20 protein-coding genes, 1 tRNA gene and 3 pseudogenes are annotated in these 19,917 nt (G+C 55.1%); 6 read left to right on the forward strand and 18 right to left on the reverse strand.

Translation table 11 applies throughout. The features are described 5' to 3' along the window. Positions 1-273: 273 nt before the first annotated feature. Positions 274-350, reverse strand: a tRNA-Pro gene (locus tag AC2I9W_RS01645). A gap of 208 nt (positions 351-558) precedes the next feature. Between AC2I9W_RS01645 and AC2I9W_RS01650 the strand changes: the two genes are divergently transcribed. From AC2I9W_RS01650 to glmM, 3 genes and pseudogenes are all read left to right on the forward strand, one after another. Further along, complete coding sequence (locus tag AC2I9W_RS01650) at positions 559-960, forward strand: lysozyme inhibitor LprI family protein (protein WP_486408338.1); 402 nt, start codon at positions 559-561, stop codon at positions 958-960. 621 nt (positions 961-1,581) lie between these two features. Next, positions 1,582-2,397 (forward strand): sulfonamide-resistant dihydropteroate synthase Sul2, encoded by an 816-nt coding sequence (gene sul2 / locus AC2I9W_RS01655; RefSeq protein ID WP_001043260.1) that lies wholly within the window; start codon positions 1,582-1,584, stop codon positions 2,395-2,397. An 86-nt stretch (positions 2,398-2,483) separates the two neighbouring features. Then, positions 2,484-2,726, forward strand: a pseudogene (glmM, locus tag AC2I9W_RS01660) (phosphoglucosamine mutase); the annotation flags it as partial. 235 nt (positions 2,727-2,961) lie between these two features. On the opposite strand, the pseudogene AC2I9W_RS01665 reads toward glmM, so the two are convergent. The 4 genes and pseudogenes from AC2I9W_RS01665 to AC2I9W_RS01680 form a co-directional block, all read right to left on the reverse strand. After that, positions 2,962-4,077 (reverse strand): annotated as a pseudogene (locus AC2I9W_RS01665) (IS91-like element ISCR2 family transposase); the annotation flags it as partial. Positions 4,078-4,183: 106 nt separating this feature from the next. Continuing rightward, positions 4,184-5,020, reverse strand: coding sequence for an aminoglycoside O-phosphotransferase APH(6)-Id (locus tag AC2I9W_RS01670; protein ID WP_000480968.1), 837 nt, complete (start codon positions 5,018-5,020; stop codon positions 4,184-4,186). Continuing rightward, positions 5,020-5,823, reverse strand: coding sequence for an aminoglycoside O-phosphotransferase APH(3'')-Ib (gene aph(3'')-Ib, locus AC2I9W_RS01675; protein ID WP_001082319.1), 804 nt, complete (start codon positions 5,821-5,823; stop codon positions 5,020-5,022). The genes AC2I9W_RS01670 and aph(3'')-Ib overlap by 1 nt, the downstream gene beginning before the upstream one ends. Before the next feature lie 65 nt (positions 5,824-5,888). Next, positions 5,889-6,503, reverse strand: coding sequence for a recombinase family protein (locus tag AC2I9W_RS01680; RefSeq protein WP_000904906.1), 615 nt, complete (start codon positions 6,501-6,503; stop codon positions 5,889-5,891). 125 nt (positions 6,504-6,628) lie between these two features. On the opposite strand from AC2I9W_RS01680, the pseudogene AC2I9W_RS01685 reads away from it, so the two are divergent. Next, positions 6,629-6,916 (forward strand): annotated as a pseudogene (locus AC2I9W_RS01685) (DUF4158 domain-containing protein); the annotation flags it as partial. A gap of 51 nt (positions 6,917-6,967) precedes the next feature. On the opposite strand, the gene AC2I9W_RS01690 reads toward AC2I9W_RS01685, so the two are convergent. Continuing rightward, complete coding sequence (locus AC2I9W_RS01690; protein ID WP_001067855.1) at positions 6,968-7,672, reverse strand: IS6-like element IS26 family transposase; 705 nt, start codon at positions 7,670-7,672, stop codon at positions 6,968-6,970. A 281-nt stretch (positions 7,673-7,953) separates the two neighbouring features. Between AC2I9W_RS01690 and AC2I9W_RS01695 the strand changes: the two genes are divergently transcribed. Further along, on the forward strand, positions 7,954-8,556 hold the full coding sequence (locus tag AC2I9W_RS01695) for a recombinase family protein (protein WP_012308657.1): 603 nt from the start codon (positions 7,954-7,956) through the stop codon (positions 8,554-8,556). A gap of 189 nt (positions 8,557-8,745) precedes the next feature. Here the strand turns inward: AC2I9W_RS01695 and AC2I9W_RS01700 are convergent, their stop codons facing one another. The 3 genes from AC2I9W_RS01700 to AC2I9W_RS01710 all read right to left on the reverse strand — a co-directional run bounded on the left by AC2I9W_RS01700 (position 8,746) and on the right by AC2I9W_RS01710 (position 12,315). Continuing rightward, positions 8,746-9,630, reverse strand: a complete 885-nt coding sequence (locus AC2I9W_RS01700; protein ID WP_000155092.1) for an Mph(E) family macrolide 2'-phosphotransferase — start codon at positions 9,628-9,630, stop codon at positions 8,746-8,748. Positions 9,631-9,685: 55 nt separating this feature from the next. Then, a complete protein-coding gene (msr(E), locus tag AC2I9W_RS01705) occupies positions 9,686-11,161 on the reverse strand; it encodes an ABC-F type ribosomal protection protein Msr(E) (RefSeq protein WP_000052512.1) in 1,476 nt (491 codons plus the stop codon). Between the two features lie 449 nt (positions 11,162-11,610). Then, positions 11,611-12,315: an IS6-like element IS26 family transposase gene (locus tag AC2I9W_RS01710; protein WP_001067855.1), complete on the reverse strand. Its 705-nt coding sequence runs from the start codon at positions 12,313-12,315 to the stop codon at positions 11,611-11,613. A gap of 133 nt (positions 12,316-12,448) precedes the next feature. Here AC2I9W_RS01710 and AC2I9W_RS01715 point away from each other — a divergent pair, with 133 nt between their 5' ends. Beyond that, positions 12,449-12,808 (forward strand): helix-turn-helix domain-containing protein, encoded by a 360-nt coding sequence (locus AC2I9W_RS01715; protein ID WP_216891662.1) that lies wholly within the window; start codon positions 12,449-12,451, stop codon positions 12,806-12,808. Positions 12,809-13,052: 244 nt separating this feature from the next. Here the strand turns inward: AC2I9W_RS01715 and AC2I9W_RS01720 are convergent, their stop codons facing one another. The 9 genes from AC2I9W_RS01720 to AC2I9W_RS01760 all read right to left on the reverse strand — a co-directional run bounded on the left by AC2I9W_RS01720 (position 13,053) and on the right by AC2I9W_RS01760 (position 19,916). Next, the gene (locus AC2I9W_RS01720) at positions 13,053-13,283 is read right to left on the reverse strand and encodes a type I toxin-antitoxin system ptaRNA1 family toxin (protein ID WP_075246802.1); all 231 of its coding nucleotides are present in this window, start codon (positions 13,281-13,283) and stop codon (positions 13,053-13,055) included. 63 nt (positions 13,284-13,346) lie between these two features. After that, entirely contained in the window at positions 13,347-13,622 is a 276-nt protein-coding gene (locus AC2I9W_RS01725; protein ID WP_216891664.1) for a hypothetical protein, read from the reverse strand. Positions 13,623-13,624: 2 nt separating this feature from the next. Further along, positions 13,625-15,196 (reverse strand): P-type conjugative transfer protein TrbL, encoded by a 1,572-nt coding sequence (gene trbL / locus AC2I9W_RS01730; RefSeq protein WP_216891667.1) that lies wholly within the window; start codon positions 15,194-15,196, stop codon positions 13,625-13,627. Next, positions 15,193-15,462, reverse strand: coding sequence for an entry exclusion lipoprotein TrbK (gene trbK, locus AC2I9W_RS01735; protein ID WP_022579748.1), 270 nt, complete (start codon positions 15,460-15,462; stop codon positions 15,193-15,195). The genes trbL and trbK overlap by 4 nt, the downstream gene beginning before the upstream one ends. A 15-nt stretch (positions 15,463-15,477) precedes the next feature. Continuing rightward, positions 15,478-16,263, reverse strand: a complete 786-nt coding sequence (gene trbJ, locus AC2I9W_RS01740; protein WP_022579749.1) for a P-type conjugative transfer protein TrbJ — start codon at positions 16,261-16,263, stop codon at positions 15,478-15,480. Positions 16,264-16,528: 265 nt separating this feature from the next. Beyond that, a complete protein-coding gene (gene traJ, locus AC2I9W_RS01745) occupies positions 16,529-16,900 on the reverse strand; it encodes a conjugal transfer transcriptional regulator TraJ (protein ID WP_075239409.1) in 372 nt (123 codons plus the stop codon). A gap of 319 nt (positions 16,901-17,219) precedes the next feature. Then, on the reverse strand, positions 17,220-17,498 hold the full coding sequence (locus tag AC2I9W_RS01750; protein ID WP_014090305.1) for a TraK family protein: 279 nt from the start codon (positions 17,496-17,498) through the stop codon (positions 17,220-17,222). A gap of 683 nt (positions 17,499-18,181) precedes the next feature. Further along, a complete protein-coding gene (gene repC / locus AC2I9W_RS01755; protein WP_438826513.1) occupies positions 18,182-19,084 on the reverse strand; it encodes a replication protein C, IncQ-type in 903 nt (300 codons plus the stop codon). Next, the gene (locus tag AC2I9W_RS01760) at positions 19,041-19,916 is read right to left on the reverse strand and encodes a helicase RepA family protein (RefSeq protein WP_216891670.1); all 876 of its coding nucleotides are present in this window, start codon (positions 19,914-19,916) and stop codon (positions 19,041-19,043) included. The genes repC and AC2I9W_RS01760 overlap by 44 nt, the downstream gene beginning before the upstream one ends. Position 19,917: the final 1 nt, after the last annotated feature.

Here is a 19,917-nt window from a genome sequence, read left to right on the forward strand (position 1 = left end):
TTGCTCACAATTTGCGACATCAATGCTACACGACGACATGCCCATGAAAAATGCCCCAGGCCGCGATGGGGGCTGGGGCATTGCTTGTGTTTTGAGAGCAAGCTTGGGCTGGAGACTTTATTCTCCGCGTGGTGTATGGCTGACAGGGAGCGGGCACTGGCTATTCCGCGATTCATCTCGCAGACAGGAAGATGAGTCCCTTGACTGTTGACCCCTCAGCCCAGAAAAGACTAAAGGGCTTAGCCAATTTCTTAGCTAAGCCCTTGAATCATTTGGTCGGAGCGGCGGGATTCGAACTCGCGACCCTCTGCTCCCAAAGCAGATGCGCTACCAGGCTGCGCTACGCTCCGAAGGTCGTTACTTTAACTGAATTTTGAGGCGATTTTTTCTTCATTCGATAAATGCGGCAGATATTCTGCTTTTCCCTTGGGCTCTGGATGTAGGTATGTGCTCAGGTGGTTCGCTTGCCTGGAGCGAGACGGTCATGGTGGGATGCGAAGCGAATTGCTTGGGCCTGGCAGATTCGACAGAATGCCGACTTCAACAACAGGGGGAGCTATGAATAAAAAAGTGATGGTGTTTGTCGCTTTGACTATTGCGGCTATGGGCACTCAAGCGGATCAGAAGTCGAATATTTCGGCTGAATATGCAAGGTGTAACGACAACGTAGACCTGGGCGCCTTCAAGAACTCCCGATGGGCCGCTTGCGATGAAGCGGAGCTGGGTAGGCTGGATGTCAAGCTCAATGAAGTCTACAAGCAGGTTCGGACACAGATGTCGGAAGAAGAGAGAAAGGCGTTGGTGCAGGCCCAAAGAGATTGGCTGAAATTTCGTGAAAGCTCTTGCAAGCTCTGGGAGGTGCAGAGTTTTCAGGCGCCGTCTGGGCATCATGGCTACACGTCTTGCATGGTGGATATGACCGATAAGCGTGTGTCAGAGTTGCGCACCTGGGTGCAATGAGCGGTATTTCTTTGATGAGGTAGCTTTAGGGATCATCTGCAGCCAGTCTTGCCGCATCTTGGAATAAAGAGCTGTTGATTTTGTTTTTGAGGGCAACGAGTTCAGTACTTCGTTGCAGACATTAATTCAGAGGAAAACGGCTTTCAGGCTTGTGCAGAAAGAGCGCGCAGCTATCAAAAGAGGTAGCGCTTGAGATCCCGTCACCCAATGAGTGAAGCGCACATCGCGTTGGACAAGCATTAAAAAAGCCCGCGAAATCGCGGGCTTGCATGAGAAAAAAGTCTAAAGATCACGAGTTGCTTCGCGACCGGCTTTTATTCCCACTCTATTGTAAACAAGACATTTTTATCTTTTATATTCAATGGCTTATTTTCCTGCTAATTGGTAATACCATGAAAAATACCATGCTCAGAAAAGGCTTAACAATATTTTGAAAAATTGCCTACTGAGCGCTGCCGCACAGCTCCATAGGCCGCTTTCCTGGCTTTGCTTCCAGATGTATGCTCTTCTGCTCCTGCAGCTAATGGATCACCGCAAACAGGTTACTCGCCTGGGGATTCCCTTTCGACCCGAGCATCCGTATGAGACTCATGCTCGATTATTATTATTATAGAAGCCCCCATGAATAAATCGCTCATCATTTTCGGCATCGTCAACATAACCTCGGACAGTTTCTCCGATGGAGGCCGGTATCTGGCGCCAGACGCAGCCATTGCGCAGGCGCGTAAGCTGATGGCCGAGGGGGCAGATGTGATCGACCTCGGTCCGGCATCCAGCAATCCCGACGCCGCGCCTGTTTCGTCCGACACAGAAATCGCGCGTATCGCGCCGGTGCTGGACGCGCTCAAGGCAGATGGCATTCCCGTCTCGCTCGACAGTTATCAACCCGCGACGCAAGCCTATGCCTTGTCGCGTGGTGTGGCCTATCTCAATGATATTCGCGGTTTTCCAGACGCTGCGTTCTATCCGCAATTGGCGAAATCATCTGCCAAACTCGTCGTTATGCATTCGGTGCAAGACGGGCAGGCAGATCGGCGCGAGGCACCCGCTGGCGACATCATGGATCACATTGCGGCGTTCTTTGACGCGCGCATCGCGGCGCTGACGGGTGCCGGTATCAAACGCAACCGCCTTGTCCTTGATCCCGGCATGGGGTTTTTTCTGGGGGCTGCTCCCGAAACCTCGCTCTCGGTGCTGGCGCGGTTCGATGAATTGCGGCTGCGCTTCGATTTGCCGGTGCTTCTGTCTGTTTCGCGCAAATCCTTTCTGCGCGCGCTCACAGGCCGTGGTCCGGGGGATGTCGGGGCCGCGACACTCGCTGCAGAGCTTGCCGCCGCCGCAGGTGGAGCTGACTTCATCCGCACACACGAGCCGCGCCCCTTGCGCGACGGGCTGGCGGTATTGGCGGCGCTGAAAGAAACCGCAAGAATTCGTTAACTGCACATTCGGGATATTTCTCTATATTCGCGGTTCAGCAGGCATGTCCCCTTTGAGGGCGACCCGACGACAGGATAATCGACCTTATGGTGCGCAAATATTTCGGCACAGACGGTATTCGTGGCAAAGCCAACGAAGGCGCGATGACGGCGGAAACCGCCTTGCGCGTCGGCATGGCGGCTGGCCGTGTCTTTCGTCGCGGTGACCACCGCCATCGTGTCGTGATCGGCAAGGATACGCGCCTGTCGGGCTATATGCTTGAACCCGCGCTCACAGCCGGTTTCACCTCGATGGGCATGGACGTATTCCTTTTTGGCCCGCTGCCGACAACGTATAGGAAGAATAAACGCCCTTTTCACCCAAGTCCAACAGCTTTGGACCGCAGTTGACTCTTTCGACACCCCTGCGATGCAACCCAATCCGGCTGACGGGGAGCCAGCAACGCTGAAAATTTACCCTCCTCTTTCCCACTAGCGGCTCCTTTTCCGACAACCAGCACGGCGGATCCCTGCCGCGGCGCTGTGAACGCAGCATTTTGATTGGTATCGTTGGCCTTCAGGCTCGTCAGTCAAACAGACCCAGGAGCAGCTCAGCCGGTGGCGCCCGGCTTTCGGGTAACGCCCTGGTCCCGCTGGTTTCGGCTTTGTGCTTCAGGTGATCAAGGATCTGCTTGATCACTATAGGGTCTTCAATGCAGGCGATGACTTTCATGGCGCCGCCGCAGCCGCTGCAGGTCTCGATGTCGATATTGAAAACACGCTTGAGCCGTTGCGCCCATGTCATCGACGCTCGCCGTTGTGCTGGTGTTGCCGGTTCATCAGCCACCCTGACCTTGTTGCCCCTGCCCCGTTTTGCCGGCGTGACCAACGCCCGGTGCCGACTGTTGGGTGCGAACACCCCGTGGAAGCGGGTTAGGTTGACTCTGGGCTTCGGTACCAGGGCGGCCAGCCTTGCAATGAAATCCAATGGTTCGAAAATGACGTGCGTGGTGCCGTCCCGGTACGGCGTCTTGAGCTGGTAGCGCACGTTGCCGCCTCGTGTTAACGACAGCCGCTTCTCGGATACCGCCGGGCGGCTGATGTACCGGCACAGCCGTTCGAGCTTCTTGCGTTCATCGGCCCTGGCCGCCACGCCGGCGTGCAGGCTGGACCCGGCTACCTTGCCAATCCCGTCACCGAACGGATCACCACTGGTCGGCAGAGTTTGCAAAGTGAACACCTTTCGCCCCGCCTGTGAACCGACAGCGATACGGTAAGTGATCGAGTGCCCCAGCAGGGGTGTCATCGGGTCGTCATCCACCGCATCCGAGGCCAGATAGCTGTTTTCGACATCCCGTTCCAGCAGGCCTTGCCGTTCCAGATAGCGACCCACCCGGTGGGCGATGGTGTGCGTCAGCTGGGTGAGCTCTGGGCTGGTCGGCGCCTTGACCCAGCGGAAACGCGCTGAGCCGTGGGATTGCTCGACATACACACCGTCGAGAAACAGCATGTGGAAGTGAACATTCAGATTGAGCGCCGATCCAAAACGCTGGATCAGGGTGACCGCGCCCGTCTTGGCCACTTGGTGGGTATGGCCCGCTTTCTTGACCAGGTGCGTGGCAATGACGCGGTAAACGATGCCCAGCACCCACCCCATGATCTCGGGCCGGCTGGCAAACAGGAAACGCAGCTGAAACGGGAAGGGGTCGTTTGCGGGAGAGGGCGAAATCCTACGCTAAGGCTTTGGCCAACGATATTCTCCGGTAAGATTGATGTGTTCCCAGGGGATAGGAGAAGTCGCTTGATATCTAGTATGACGTCTGTCGCACCTGCTTGATCGCGGCCGCGATAGCTAGATCGCGTTGCTCCTCTTCTCCATCCGCGTTCCAAGCTGCGGAAAGGCACCCATAAGCGTACGCCTGGTCGAGCAGGCGACGCGGATCGACGTCCAGCGCACGAGAGAATGCGTCCGCCATCTGTGCAATGCGTCTAGGATCGAGACAAAGGTCGTCTCTGTCAGCCGGATCGTAGAACATATTGGCGGCGCCAAAGCCCACTTCACCGACCAGACCGACGGGATCTATCACCAGCCAGCCGCGACTGGAGAACATGATGTTTTCATGATGCAGATCGCCATGTAGCCCACGCAGTTCCGAGGCATTGCTCATCATTTGATCGGCTATAATCGCCGCGTGGACGTAGTCAGTTTGACAACCTGCGTTTTGATCATCGCGCGCCCGCTGAAACAAAGCTGCAAAGCGATCCCGGATCGGGAGAAGGGCAGAAGGCAGGGGTTCCTCAGATGCGGCATACAGCTTCGCCATTAGTTCCGCTGCAATTTCGGTCGCCTGGTAGTCGCCGTGCTCGGCAACGATGTGAGAGAGCATTCGCTCCCCGGCATATTCGAGCAACATCAGATTGTTCTCACGACCGAGCAACCGGACTGCTCCCCTCCCATTGCGCCATACCAGATAGTCGGCCCCGCGCAGTTCATCAGCAATGTCTTCTATAGGTTTCAATCCCTTGACGATTGCAGGAGTCCCGTCTGGCAATGAAACTTTCCAAACGAGGCTGGAAAAGGTGTCCGCAATGAGAACAGGTTGCGAAACGTGCCAATGAGCAGGAAAAACAGGCGGCATGAACATCAACCCCAAGTCAGAGGGTCCAATCGCAGATAGAAGGCAAGGCGTTCGCGGTCGGGGGCTTCGATCCCCAATACATTGAATAGGACAGCGAAGGCGCGCTCTGCTTCATCTGGCGCTGCCCAGTTCTCTTCGGCGTTAGCAATCATGAGTGCCAAATCGGCATAGCGATCTGCTGTTCCGAGCCGCCCAAGGTCGATCAGACCCGTGCATTGAAGAGTTTTAGGGTCCACCATGAAGTTCGGCATGCAGGGATCACCATGGCAAACAACCATATCGGTGCGCTCTTGGTCGAGCCGCACCGGTAGCTCTCGTTCGACACGAGCCAAAAGATCGAGCTGCGGCGTACTCTTGTCCTCGTCCGGTAAGAAGTCGGGATTGACGGCATTGCGGGACACCACATCAACGGCGCGTCCGAACATTCGCGACAGCCTGCGCTCAAACGGACATTGATCAACCGATAGGCTGTGAACAGCGCCAAGTTGCTGCCCCATTGACGGCCACGCTTTGAGCAAATCCGCTCCAGACAGATCAGCCGCCGGTACTCCCGGAATTGCCGTTATCACCAAGCATGCACCCTCCTGTTCCTCCTGCCAGTTGATCACCTCGGGGCAAGCCACACCTCGACCTTTGAGCCAAATGAGGCGGTCACGCTCTCCAGCGAGCTCACCGCGGCGGGAAGCAGGTGCGATTTTCGCGAAGGCATGCCCGTCACCACGTCGAAAAACAAAATCACCAGATTCTCCGCCTCTGACAGGCAACCAGTCAGAATGCGATTCACCAAAAAAAATATTAGTTCGATTCAATGGAGGTTCCTTCAGTTTTCTGATGAAGCGCGGAGGTGGCTCAACCTGCGAAAAGAAACGAGTTGCTACGTAAGTCCGAGAACATGCTTTCCATGGTCTCTGAGCTCGCCTTTGGGACCGACATATCGGTAGAGAGTGACGCGCTCGATGCCGAGTTCCTTGCAGAGATCGGAAACTGAAGTATCGCGCTGGGCCATGGCGGCTTGCGCGAGACGCACCTGAGCTTTGGTGAGCGCGAATTTTCGTCCGCCCTTGCGACCGCGCGCTCTCGCGGAGGCGAGACCCGCCATGGTGCGCTCTCGGATCAGATCCCGCTCGAACTCGGCCAAGGTGGCGAAGATTCCGAACACCATGCGACCGGACGCAGTCGTGGTGTCGATCTGAGCGCCCTTTCCAGTCAGAACCCGCAGGCCGATCTTGCGGTCTGACAGCTCCTTCACCGTGTTGACCAGATGGGCAAGCGATCGTCCGAGGCGATCGAGCTTCCAGACCACCAGCACATCGCCGTCACGCAATGACTTGAGGCAGGCAGTCAAGCCAGGGCGATCATCACGACCGCCGGAAGCAAGATCATCATAGATATTGTCCCGTTCGACACCTGCGGCGCGCAAGGCGTCGTGCTGCAGGTCGAGAGACTGCGAGCCATCGGCTTTGGAGACGCGGGCATATCCGATCAGCATGTATCACAAACGTTGGTTTGAGGCGGCGCTTCGGCCACGATTGCATTGACCTCTGGAAATGTATCTCAACCAGCTTCATAAACAAAGCGTCTTGAACGCTATCAGATTTTGAAAAAGGAACATGTATGCCGCGTCGCGTCACTCTAACCGATCGGCAGAAAGACGCGCTGTTGCGCTTGCCGACTTCACAGACGGATTTGCTCAAGCACTATACGCTGAGTGATGAAGACCTTGGGCATATCAGGCTGCGTCGGCGCGCTCACAACAGGTTCGGCTTCGCCCTGCAATTGTGTGTCCTGCGCTATCCCGGCCGGGTGCTGGCTCCAGGCGAACTGATCCCTGCAGAGGTCATCGAATTTATCGGAGCGCAGCTTGGCCTGGGTGCCGACGATCTCGTAGACTATGCTGCCCGGGCACTGTTGCAAAGTTAGCGATGAGGCAGCCTTTTGTCTTATTCAAAGGCCTTACATTTCAAAAACTCTGCTTACCAGGCGCATTTCGCCCAGGGGATCACCATAATAAAATGCTGAGGCCTGGCCTTTGCGTAGTGCACGCATCACCTCAATACCTTTGATGGTGGCGTAAGCCGTCTTCATGGATTTAAATCCCAGCGTGGCGCCGATTATCCGTTTCAGTTTGCCATGATCGCATTCAATCACGTTGTTCCGGTACTTAATCTGTCGGTGTTCAACGTCAGACGGGCACCGGCCTTCGCGTTTGAGCAGAGCAAGCGCGCGACCATAGGCGGGCGCTTTATCCGTGTTGATGAATCGCGGGATCTGCCACTTCTTCACGTTGTTGAGGATTTTACCCAGAAACCGGTATGCAGCTTTGCTGTTACGACGGGAGGAGAGATAAAAATCGACAGTGCGGCCCCGGCTGTCGACGGCCCGGTACAGATACGCCCAGCGGCCATTGACCTTCACGTAGGTTTCATCCATGTGCCACGGGCAAAGATCGGAAGGGTTACGCCAGTACCAGCGCAGCCGTTTTTCCATTTCAGGCGCATAACGCTGAACCCAGCGGTAAATCGTGGAGTGATCGACATTCACTCCGCGTTCAGCCAGCATCTCCTGCAGCTCACGGTAACTGATGCCGTATTTGCAGTACCAGCGTACGGCCCACAGAATGATGTCACGCTGAAAATGCCGGCCTTTGAATGGGTTCATGTGCAGCTCCATCAGCAAAAGGGGATGATAAGTTTATCACCACCGACTATTTGCAACAGTGCCTTATTTTAAAATAATAGTAGTGAAGATTTTCTAAAATTAACATAATACACGTTATACGAATTCCCAAGGCATGGCTTTTAGTCATGCTTTTTTTATCAAAAGACTATACCTGAATGATAGCGAGCCAAATCGCATACAATATCTATCATTAGACTTAATGCAATAATTAAATGATAGTATTATCATTAATCTAATAGAATTAAGATTAAATGATAGAAATGAATACACGTATTTATCTACGAGCTTCAACTAAAGATCAAGATGCAGAAAGGGCTTTGCAGATTCTTCAGGATCTAAACCAAAACTTGAATTTGGGTGAAACCATTGTGTACGTGGAAAACTATAGTGGTACGAAGTTAGACCGACCTGAATTGAATAAGCTACTGTCAGAAGCAAATCAAGGTGACACATTGTTAGTTGAAAGTATTGACCGCTTATCACGCCTAACCCAACGAGATTTTCAAGAGCTGAAGCGCAGGATCCAGGAGAAGGGACTTCGTTTAGTCGTAGCAGATCTTCCTACTACCTACCAAATGATTCAAACCAGTGACAGCATTACTCATTCAATCTTGGAACTCATCAACAATATGTTGATTGATCTTCTGGCAACAATGGCCCGCCTAGACAATGAGAAACGTATAGAACGTATTAAGCAGGGCCTGGCACGTTCGGGTTACAAACCAACAGGCAAGAAGGCAAATGAGGCTAAACATAAACGAATAAAAGAATTGCTAGTAGTTGGCAATATGACTAAGGAAGAAATTGCCAAAGCAGTGAATTGTGGAGTTGCAACTGTCTATCGAGTTGCTAAAGTTATCTAAAAGAGGCTTATCTCAACGCGCCCCCAATGGGGCACCGCTGCATTCAGGTTACTTCACATAAGAAATTTTATGTTAAATGATTGTTAGAAATGCCCCTTGATCGAGGCATTTTCTATAAAGAATACTAAAAACTAATTAAAGCCAACCAAGTTTCAAAACAAGGCAGTTCTCAGCAATCATATTTTTAAATTATATAACTCCCAACTGAGCTTTTGCTCCAACGATAAGGCTTTCATTTTGAGTTTCTAAGGCAAATAAACCATACATCAAAGGAGAGGCCGCTGCTCTTTCTAAAGTCTGTTCATATAGTTTATTCCAAACTTTACCCCCTAGTTTTTCATACTCGATGATTAGAGTTTTGAGGCTTTCTTCTCCAAACAAAGTTACATGCCCAGCAAAATCAATCGCTGGGTCATCTATATGGGCTGTTGACCAATCAATAACGCCTGAAACAGCTCCATCCTTTGAAGCTAGTACATGCCCAGCATATAAATCGCCATGTATAAATTGGGTGAAATCTGCCCATAGAACATCATTATCCAACCATTTTCTGTAGCGGGTTTCCAATTGCTCACTTATACCAATTTCAGATTTTACTAACTGCAAATTGTTTGCTATTTCAGGTCTTAAATCTGAAGGTTTCATAATTTTCAAATCATTTTCCCGAACTTCTTTTTCAGGAATACTATGGATTTCAAATAAGGTTTTTGCCAAAGATGTTATGTATTTCGGGCTATCTTTGTCCATATTCCAAATTATTTCATAGGTTTCAGCATCCAAATTTAAAACAGGATTATCTTTAAGTATGGGATAAGCCACTAATTCTGTAGATGAAATTCTCCAATCAGGAACCTCTACAGAAAGATGTTTTTTTACCAATTCTAAAATGCGTTTTTCTTTCTTGATTTGTTCCCTCATGCCATCACGACGAGGAATACGCAGCAACCATTGTTGCCCCTTTGTATCAAGAGCAAAAACGACCTTAAAATCAATGCCCATTTCATTGAAATTCATTTTGTCCGTAAGCAACAAGCCGTGTGCTTCAGCAAGTGATTGAATATCTTGAATTGTCATTTTTAATTTCCTTTAAAGAGTTCAATAATTAATGTTCGGATTAGATTGGCTATCATTAACAATCTCTCTCAAAAGTCTTGATGATTTTGTGGTCTTTGATCTCGTAGATAATGTCAGCAATATTATCGACCAATTGCTTGTCATGAGATACGAAGATAATAGTTCCTGCATAGGACTTCATCATTGTTTCTAATGCGGCAATACTTTTTAGGTCAAGATAGTTTCCTGGTTCATCCATAAGCAAAATATTATATTTTCCTAAAAGCATTTTGGATAAAAGCAGTTTGATGATTTCACCTCCCGATAAGTCGGATAAGTTTTTTTGAATATCATTCGCTCCGATCCCCATTGAAGCCAATACTGCACGAATTTCCGCAACTGTGTACTCGCACTCTTCCTGCATAAAGGAGAGCACAGATTTATGCGTGTTAAATTTATATCCTGTTTGTGTAAAGTAGCCAATTTCAGCTTTTGGAGATATGGTTAATCCATCAGCACGTTCTGATATCATTTTTAACAAGGACGTTTTCCCTGTTCCATTCGATCCAGTTATAGCGACTTTAGCGCCAAGCGGTATTATAAAGTTAGCGTCATCAAAGATAGTACGGCTACCAAATTTTAAGCTCAGACCATCTGCCGTAATCGGGAACTTATTGTGCAGTTCTAGGGCTGAACTTTGACGAAAACGAATAGAACGCAAATGCTCTGGTGCTTGAATATCTTCTAATGCAGCCAAACGCTTTTCCATACTCTTAGCTGCCTGATACAGTTTTCTTTGCTTGGTGCCAGTCATTTTTGCATGCCCAAGTCGTCCAGCACTTTCGGTAGAGTTTTTGGATTTTTCTCCTTTTTTCTTATTGTCTAATCGATTAGCTTGCTGGCGTTTTTCTTGCACAGCAGATTCTAATCGCTCCCGTTCCTTCATCATCAGCTCATATTCTACGGCTTGGTGTTGTCGCTCTTCTTCTTTTTGACGCAAGTAATCCGAGTAACCACCCCAATATTCCGTAATTTTACCGTCTTTTAACTCCCATATCTTGTCTACAACCATATCAAGAAAATATCGGTCATGACTGATAACAAGTAATGCTCCATCAAATGCTTTAAGTTGACCAATAAGTAGATCTATTCCATTGAGATCAAGGTGGCTGGTTGGTTCATCCGCTAGAATGCCATGTACTTGTTGGGAAAATGCGGCAGCAATTTTTGCACGAGTTTCCTCTCCGCCACTCATTGTGTCGTTTTGTACATTGGAAACACCAAGGCGAGATAACATTGCCCGGTCTTCGACCGTTTCTATTTCGATTCCGCCCAGTTGGCTGATATGTGCAAAATCACCAAAACGCTGTAATGTCGCTTCGGCTAAAACAATTTCGCCATTAAGTACTTTGAGTAAACTACTCTTTCCTGCTCCGTTATCACCCACAAGACCAATACGGTCATAAGAGTGAATTTCCAATTCATCAATATCCAAAACATCACGCCCAGCATAATCCAAGCGTATGTTTCTCGCTTTAATAATTAAACTCATTTTTATTTACTCCTGTTTAGCTCTTGAAATTTTTTATGCAGCAAACAGGATTTAGGTGAAAACAAAAGCTAGCATCACAGTGTCCTCCCAAAAAAAAAGCTATTCATCCACAGGGTGGACAAATAGCTAGTCAATTAAGTTATAACTGGAAACTATGCACTAAAAGCATACTTATAAATTAAGCATACTTTTACTTTATATATCCGCATATATTCTTAAAGACACAACAAAAGCCCACCATTATAAAATAGTGTCACTATGCAAATAGTTGTGTCTTAACGAATGCGGATAGAATGCATAAACTTACCTAAAAAATAAAATTCAGTTTTATGATAACTTTACTGTTAAAAGAAGTCTAGACAACCTTGTTTTATGCTTGGATATAAGGCTTATTTTAGGCACTGTTGCAAAGTTAGCGATGAGGCAGCCTTTTGTCTTATTCAAAGGCCTTACATTTCAAAAACTCTGCTTACCAGGCGCATTTCGCCCAGGGGATCACCATAATAAAATGCTGAGGCCTGGCCTTTGCGTAGTGCACGCATCACCTCAATACCTTTGATGGTGGCGTAAGCCGTCTTCATGGATTTAAATCCCAGCGTGGCGCCGATTATCCGTTTCAGTTTGCCATGATCGCATTCAATCACGTTGTTCCGGTACTTAATCTGTCGGTGTTCAACGTCAGACGGGCACCGGCCTTCGCGTTTGAGCAGAGCAAGCGCGCGACCATAGGCGGGCGCTTTATCCGTGTTGATGAATCGCGGGATCTGCCACTTCTTCACGTTGTTGAGGATTTTACCCAGAAACCGGTATGCAGCTTTGCTGTTACGACGGGAGGAGAGATAAAAATCGACAGTGCGGCCCCGGCTGTCGACGGCCCGGTACAGATACGCCCAGCGGCCATTGACCTTCACGTAGGTTTCATCCATGTGCCACGGGCAAAGATCGGAAGGGTTACGCCAGTACCAGCGCAGCCGTTTTTCCATTTCAGGCGCATAACGCTGAACCCAGCGGTAAATCGTGGAGTGATCGACATTCACTCCGCGTTCAGCCAGCATCTCCTGCAGCTCACGGTAACTGATGCCGTATTTGCAGTACCAGCGTACGGCCCACAGAATGATGTCACGCTGAAAATGCCGGCCTTTGAATGGGTTCATGTGCAGCTCCATCAGCAAAAGGGGATGATAAGTTTATCACCACCGACTATTTGCAACAGTGCCTCCGCGAGCTGCTGGCCCGCGTGGCCGCCCGCGATGCTGAAACGCTGGCCTGGCTCGATGAGGCACGCCGGTGACCGACCCGAAGCAACTGGAAAACTGGCTGCATGAGAAGGCAGGCCCGGCCTATGACGCCTTGAAGGCTGACCTGACCCGCGCCGTCACGCCTGACCAGGTGCGCCACACTCTGGCCGAGCTGCTGACCGAAGCCGAGGCCGCCGGCGTGTACCCATTGCCGAGGGAAGAACGCGAATGGGTGGATGCTCCCGCCGTAGGCCGTGAACTGACGCCTTTCGACCCATCCGAGGAGCTGACGACGACCGAGGCGATCAGCGCCTTCCTGGCCGAAGCCGAGGCCACGGCTGATCCGGCCTATATCGAGCACGCCCGCGAAGTCGCGGCGCGGGCGAGGGCCATGCACGGCATCGAGTAGGAGGAGCTGGCCACCATCGCCATTCCTGGCGGTGCTGCAGCTCGACGTGCGCGACTTGGTGCGCTGGATCTCATCGCTAGAAACGACGATGCGAGATCCACGCCAAGGAGAAGGCCAGAGCGGCCGTCATCGTCCGATCTGGCGATGCTCGAGCACGCCGGCGCGCATCGCCGTCTTTGACGATGCAGGCCCGAAAATGGCAAGGGCGGCCATCGGCCGCCCTTGCTGTTCCTGGTGCGCGTGCCTACGCGGCGCGGAGTGACTGCCGCACCGCGTCCAGGGCCTCGCGGAAGTCAGCAGGCGTCGCCTGCCCCGTCTCGGCCTGGTAGAACACGACCATGAAAGCGTTTGCCACGGCCTCGGCGAGCGGCCCGAGCTGCCGCGCTGTGTCCTGGTCGAGCCAGTCGAGCGCGGCGAGCTGCACGGCTGCATGATGAACTGCCTGCGTTGCATTGGTAGGATTCAGAGTTGCCATGATTCACCTCTCTAACAGGTGGGTTTGTGGAAGTGTCGGCCGGCCCCACGCCGGCCGGCGCGCTTATCGGCTGCCGCTGCTGTAGAAGCCGGCGGCCTCGGCCAGCGGCGTACTTCTCGCGCTGCCACCGCTGTAGTTGCTGGCGTTGCCGCTCACCTTGGCAGCCGGCCTGGCGGCCTCGATGGTGGCCGAGGCAGGCCGATTCACGAAGGCGGTGACTTCCGCCTCGCGGCCGGCATCGGTCGATTGGTCGCCGACCGGCTCAAACTCCACCGCCTGCGCCTGGCGCTGCTCGGCAGCGGCAACGTCCAGGCAGTCGAAAAATCCTCTCTGCGTCATCGTCATACCTCCTTGTCGCGGTTGGCGAATGCGGCCACTTCATCGTCAGGATCAGCAGCGCCCGAATCGGCACCTGCCAAGCTGTTGCCGCCGAAGCTGGGCACATCCTCGGCCGCCTGGTCCGTCTGGCTGCTCGCCCGGATCGCGGCAGCGATCTTCCCGCCCGTGGTGTCGGCGATGCGTTCGGCGGCGGCGTCGCGGATGCTGGCCGCCTTGGCCTTCGCAACGTCGCCAATGCCTTGCGCCAGGTTCGCAGCCGTCGCAGCGAGAAGGCTTCCCGCACCTTGGCCGGCTTGGCCGCCAGCGTCGCCGCCTCCGCTGGCCTTCGAGCTGGAGCCGGCTTTGTCGCCGCCCCTCGATTCGCCGCCGCTGCTGCCCGAACTGCTGGAGCTTCCCGAGCTGTAGAAGCCGGCCGCCTGGCCGAGCGGCGTACTTGTGCCGGCACTGGAACTGCCGCCACCGACGCCCGCTGCCTGCGCGAACGATCCAGCATCGGAATCACCACCAGCACCGCCACCAAACATGGGCATTCCGCCCGATTCGCCACCGGCGCTAGTCCCTGCTTTCTCGAACGCTGCCTTAATCGCCGACATGCCGCCGGCGGCCGAGGCTGCACCGCCCATCACGGCCGCTCCAGCCACGCTTGCGGCTCCGGCGGCCATGCTCGCCGCGCCCATCGCCGCACCGATGGCGGCACCTGCACCGAAGTTGCCGATGCCACCAGCGCCACCGATACCCGAGCCGGTGATGATGCCAGCGACAAGCGGGGGCACACGATTGACCAGCATGAGCAACGCCACGCAGAAAACGAGCATCACGCCCAGCTCTTCAAAGTTCAGGGTGCCGGTGTTCATCCTGGCGTAGAAGCTGGAAAGCAGGTCGTTCCCGATGCCGACCAGGAGCACCATCGTCATGATCTGCACGGCCACGCCCAGCACGGTCTTGTAGTAGTTGATCGCCATGTCTGACGTCCAACGCGAGCCGCCGAAGCCAAGGAAGAAGATACCGGCGTACATCAGCAGCCAGCCTGACACGAGAAGCAGCAACATATTCACGGCGACAACGGCCAGCAGGATCAGGATGCCGACGCTCAAGGCCACACCGATGAAGCTATCCACGGGCGACCAGATCGACGAGTTCCTGAATGCCTGCTTCAAGATCATGAAGCCAATATCCACGATGCCCGAGGGTGTCACCGACGCCACCCCAGACGCCTGCTCACCAAGCCGGGCCAGTGACTGGATGATCGAGTTGGCGAAGGTCGGGCCATAGCGCAACAGCCAGAGGAAGAAGCCGAAGAACAGGATGAACCTGATGAACTCGGCGAAGAACTCGCCAATGTCGGCCTTGCGCAGCGCCATGAAGCCGAACGTGAAAACCAGCGAGATCGTGCCCAGCGTCCAGAACAGGAACATCGCGGCATTCATCACCACCGTCTGCCAGGACGTGGCCCGCGTGGCGAACTCCGTCACCACCTGGTCAAGCATCCCTTGGTTGGTGAGCTGGGCCGACGCGGCGGTGGAGTAAAGCGCGAGGGCGACGCCGATCAGCGCCGCCTTGTGCAGTGCTTTCATGGCTTCGCCTCCTTCTGGTCTTTCGGGTCGGCCAGTTCGAGCCAGTTCATGGGCTTCTCGGTCGGCGCGATGCCGCCGGCGGCCGGCGACCGGCGCGAGCACAGCCCGGCGAATTTCTCGCGCGTGGCCCTATCCTCGATCTTCGTGATCGCCTCAATCTGGCAATTGGTGTCATTGACCTCGGGCATGGGCGGGATGGCTGGCTTGTTGTCGCAACCAGCCACCAGCACCACCACGAGGCCGGCAAGCAGCATCGTATTCTTCATGGTGCAGGGCCTCCGTCAGCGGGTCAGTTCGAGCCAGTTTCTTGGGTTGGCCGTGCGCTCGATCCTGGATTCCCTGGAAGTCGCGCCGGCGGCCTGCTGTTGCGCCTCTACGTCGGCCTGCGCCTGCATCCTGGCGGTCGCGGCGTTCTGCTGTGCGATCAGCAGGCCACGGATTTGCAGGAGCTGGTTTGCCTGGTTGGCGGCGAGCTGGTTGGCGTAGCCGATGGCCTGCATCTGCCCGGTCGCGCCCTGCGCGGCGGACTGGAGCCGTTCGAGCTGGCGAGCATCGGCGGAAAGGTTGCGCTGCTGTTGCTCCAGGCCCTTGAAAAGCGCGTCGTTCGCCTTCTTCTGACTCTCGCTCGCCAGGCTGCGGTTTTGCTCCATCGCGGCGCGCTCGGCATCCGAGCACCCGGCGGCCGAGAAGCACGGCGAACCACGGTAGTAGGCCACATCCTGGAACTTGCCCAGGTACGCATCGACGCTGCCGAGCTGATTCCGGTAGTAGTTCAGCGTGTCGGTGGCGGCCATCAATCCGTTGATGGTGGACTGCGCCTGATCCCAGATATACGCGGCCGGGGCCATTGTGTTTTGCAGCATGTTTTCGTACTGCTGCAACTGGGTCTGGTACTGCTCGATCTGCTTGAGCGTCTGCGCCACCGACTCGATGGCCGTCATGACGTTTTGCACCAGGTTGCCGCCGTCGATGACGGGGATGCCTGCCTGCGCCGGGGTGATGATGATGCTGCCGGCCAGAGCGGCGGCGAGCGCGGTTTTAGCCGCTAAAAAACGGACGTGCTTCATGGTCGCAATCTCCATTCGATGAAAGAAAGGCAATGCCTTGACCAAGCTCGCGCTTGCCCACGGCAAGGTTTCATCGAAGAGCTACGCCACTAGCTAATCGGTATCGCCCTTGGCACTGAGGCCCGGGCTTCGGTGATTCTGTTCTCGGCCCTTACGGGGTGTCCCTGGCCTTATGCGTTCTCCCAAGAGTTGATAACGTCCGGGCCGGCGGCCTGGAAGGGGCTTGTGTCGCGTGCAGCACACGGTAATTTAGCTGCTAAAACTCTCAAGGTTCGGCCCTCGGCTGCACCACCGACTTCATGAGCCGGCTCATTTCGTCCTGGGTGGCCTCGATTCGACCCAGCAGGGCAAGGATCGTGGCATCGCCGAACCGGGCTGTGCGCGGATCGTCGGTCAGCCATAGCTTGAGCAATCCGCCCAGCCGGCCAAGGTCGCCATTCACTCGCACCAACTCGCGCACATAGTGGTAGTCCATGACACCCCTGACCTGGTAGCCCTGGCCTACGTCGCGCAGGTAGCGCGCCACGCTGATTCCCGCCATCTTGGCGTTCGCCTCAATCAGTTCGCGTTCTTCTGGAAGGCAGTACACCTTGATCGGTGGGCTGCCCTTCCTGGTGATTCGATTCTCGTCGCCCATTTGTCCTCCAACCGGCGGTAGCCGGCAGCCTCGCAGAGCAGGATGCACGTTGAGCGCCCCGCGCGAATAAGGGACAGTGAAGAAGGACAACCGGCTTGCCGGTGGGCCTACTTCACACATCCTGCCCGCCTTACGGCGTTGTTTTTGCCTCGTATGACTCATCGAATTTCGCGCTGTAACCGCACCATTGCTTCGCAACAGCGCGCCAGCAGCGGGAAAACCAACGGAAATTGCCAATGTCCATGTGCTTGCAGCGATCCAAGAGGCCGGTAACAGCGTTTCAGCCATGCGCTGGCAGCGATTGAGCATGAGACTTTGCTTACTCCGTGCCCTGACCCGTGGAGCCAGGCGGCGCATTGGTGATGTGCTGGCGAACGTATTTCAGGAACGTCTCATAGCGGAAAGGGATTCGCCCGATCTCGCGCATGTGCTCCCAGATGATCTTGAGCGCGTAGCCGGCCTCCATCGCTTCCTTCACGTCCGCGCGCGCCGCCATGAAAGCGGCCAGGTAGTCCCTGCGCTTTATCTGCGAGGTCTGCTGCTGAAGAGCGAGCCGTGCGGCCAGCTCGTCGGGATAGCTGCTTTCTGTCGTCGCCATGTCCGTAAACCTCCGTTATCAACTGAACTACTCCGAAGGTTACGGAGTGCCGGCCTACACAACATTCCAATAATTGGCCGAAATGGTTGACATGGAGCCGACGACACAGGCACGCCCATCGAAACAGGGATGGCAGCCCATTCAGCACGGAAGGTTGAACGCCAAGAGGGAGGCCGGGAGAATCCCCCGCCGCTCGGCCCCTCAAGTGTCAAAGAGTGGATCTCATCGTCAGAAGCGGCGATGCGAGATCCAGCGCCGGCGGCCGCCATCGTCGGAACTGGCGATAGTCGACCGTGGCCTGGACGTGGCCAGCCTCGCCGAAAATGACGATGCTGCAGCTCGACGTGCGCGCAAAAGAATGGCCGGCCTCATTGCGTGGCCGGGAATCGAATTGAACTGTTGTATGTTGTAGCGCGCTACAACATACAACGTACAACACCTGCCTATTGACACTTGAGGGGCGCAGCGTTTTAGCCGCTAAAAAGAACCGGCCGGAGCTGAACACCCTTCTGGCGTACAACTCGGCCGAAGGCCGACCATCGGCAAGGGCTTGGCGTCGCCCTAAAGGGCGGCGGCAAGTGCCGCGCCTCGTGGATGATCTTGGAAGATCATGGATGGAATTTGCGAACTAGCCGCAAGCCCGCGCCGTTGCTGTGTTTTCCGGCTTGAGGCGGGGAGCGTTGCTACGGGTGAAGGGGAACATTGCTACGGAGCTTGGGGAACGTTACTACGGGCTTCGGCCTGCCAATTTCCCACTTCCCTGCCGCATACTCGCTGACCTTCCAGCCCACGGTGGCAAGCTCGGCCAGAGCCTTGCGGGCCTTCTGGCGGCGCTTCTTCATGGCCTCGGCGTTCGCCTCGTCCGGCCAGACGTAACCGGAAAGGGTATCCAGCTCCACGCGCCCGGCTTTGCCCGGATCGATCCAGCCGCATAACCGTTGGTGAATCAGGCGGGCCGGGTCGGTCTGTAGCGCCCGCACCTCGGCCATCTCGATGCGGGTATACGGGCGCCTACCAAGAATCGCCTCTGCAATCTGGGGATTCAACGCGACGAATAGCCGTCCGTCCTCCTCGTCGAAGGCGTAGCTCATCAGGTGAAAAGACCTTTGCCTGTTCCCCTTGGTGACTACCACCGTCACGTTTGCCATGCGCAGCAAGCTCGCCTTGATCGCCCTGATATTGTCGCCGCCATCGGTCAAGCCGATTTCGCCTAGCAGGCTGGTCATACTCTCTCTCACGACCAGCGCATCCTGCCCTACCGCGTCGAACTTCGGCTCAAGGAATAGACGGAGTTGCTTCGGCAAATCCGCTGTTGGCTCTGGCGTCAGGATGATGCCCTTCGGCCCTCCAAGAGCCACAAGACCTTGCAGTAGCCGCATGTCATCAGCACCAAGAGGCTCGAAGCCGACGAACCGCGCTTGTTCATTTTCGGCGTAGTGATACGTCACATCGAGCTTGAGCTTCTTCCGTTCGCCGCGCTTGAGACTGCGGAACAAGCCGGGGACCAAGCAGTGCATTGGATCGTGCCTGGCATGGGTGAGGTCAAAAGCCATCGCCTCGCCTCCGACCATCACGTCTTTCCTCATTCCTGCACGCCTCATACAGCTCCACCGGTACCAGCACGCCGCCGGCGTGCCGCATGTACCAGCGATCAAGCGGCGTGGCGTCGTAGTTCTGCTTGCTGACGCCGAAACGCACGAAGTAGCCGCGCCGCTCATCGCCGATGGGCTGCCGATCATGGGCGCGGTCGCTGAGGCGCTTCGCCTCGTCCTCAGTCATGCGGGCGACGTAACCGCACCACCTGGCATTGTCGATCAGCGCGGACGCGCCACGCGCGGCCTGCTGCTGGTCGGTCTGCCCTTCGCGGGCGCTTCCCTTGCTGACGTGGTGCAGGTAGAGCACGGATGCGCCCGTGGTAGCCGCGACCTGCTCCAGCACGGCCACGAGGTGGGCCATGTTGCCGTTGCTGTTCTCATCGAGGGCGTGGATGCGGCTCAGGGTGTCCAGCACGATCAGCCTCGCCCCGGCGCTGTACTCGATGACGCGGCGCAAGTGAGCCTCGTCCATGACGTTCAGGCGCTTGCCCATGATCGGCTCAAGTGCAAGGTTCTCTGCGATGGCTTGGCGTGCTGCGTGTCCGAGGTGCTGGCCGATGGCGTGAATGCGCCGCACAAGCGCGGGCGGCGGGTCTTCCCCAGCCAGATAAACCACGCGCCCGGTGTGTGCGGGGGCCAGGCCCACGAGGTCGCCGCCGGCAACGCTGCATGCGATGCTCATGGCCGCTTCCAGTGCCCAGAAGCTCTTGCCCGTGGCCCCTGGGGCGACGAGCGCGCCGACGGTTCCCGCGAGGAAGCCCGGCCATATGAAGTCCAGCACCGGCGGTTCGCACTCGAACGCCGCCAGGACGTCAATCGCCACG

The organism is Comamonas sp. FUJ_7 (assembly GCF_057369555.1).

Coding starts and splice junctions, on each gene's coding strand:
- trbL (WP_216891667.1), bottom strand. CDS start 15,196: ATGAAAGCACTGCACAAGGCGGCGCTGATCGGCGTCGCCCTCGCGCTT.
- trbJ (WP_022579749.1), bottom strand. CDS start 16,263: ATGAAGCACGTCCGTTTTTTAGCGGCTAAAACCGCGCTCGCCGCCGCT.
- traJ (WP_075239409.1), bottom strand. CDS start 16,900: ATGGGCGACGAGAATCGAATCACCAGGAAGGGCAGCCCACCGATCAAG.
- sul2 (WP_001043260.1), top strand. CDS start 1,582: ATGAATAAATCGCTCATCATTTTCGGCATCGTCAACATAACCTCGGAC.
- AC2I9W_RS01750 (WP_014090305.1), bottom strand. CDS start 17,498: ATGGCGACGACAGAAAGCAGCTATCCCGACGAGCTGGCCGCACGGCTC.
- AC2I9W_RS01650 (WP_486408338.1), top strand. CDS start 559: ATGAATAAAAAAGTGATGGTGTTTGTCGCTTTGACTATTGCGGCTATG.
- trbK (WP_022579748.1), bottom strand. CDS start 15,462: ATGAAGAATACGATGCTGCTTGCCGGCCTCGTGGTGGTGCTGGTGGCT.
- AC2I9W_RS01720 (WP_075246802.1), bottom strand. CDS start 13,283: ATGGCAACTCTGAATCCTACCAATGCAACGCAGGCAGTTCATCATGCA.
- AC2I9W_RS01690 (WP_001067855.1), bottom strand. CDS start 7,672: ATGAACCCATTCAAAGGCCGGCATTTTCAGCGTGACATCATTCTGTGG.
- AC2I9W_RS01725 (WP_216891664.1), bottom strand. CDS start 13,622: ATGACGCAGAGAGGATTTTTCGACTGCCTGGACGTTGCCGCTGCCGAG.
- AC2I9W_RS01710 (WP_001067855.1), bottom strand. CDS start 12,315: ATGAACCCATTCAAAGGCCGGCATTTTCAGCGTGACATCATTCTGTGG.
- AC2I9W_RS01700 (WP_000155092.1), bottom strand. CDS start 9,630: ATGACAATTCAAGATATTCAATCACTTGCTGAAGCACACGGCTTGTTG.
- AC2I9W_RS01695 (WP_012308657.1), top strand. CDS start 7,954: ATGAATACACGTATTTATCTACGAGCTTCAACTAAAGATCAAGATGCA.
- AC2I9W_RS01670 (WP_000480968.1), bottom strand. CDS start 5,020: ATGTTCATGCCGCCTGTTTTTCCTGCTCATTGGCACGTTTCGCAACCT.
- repC (WP_438826513.1), bottom strand. CDS start 19,084: ATGAGGAAAGACGTGATGGTCGGAGGCGAGGCGATGGCTTTTGACCTC.
- AC2I9W_RS01680 (WP_000904906.1), bottom strand. CDS start 6,503: ATGCTGATCGGATATGCCCGCGTCTCCAAAGCCGATGGCTCGCAGTCT.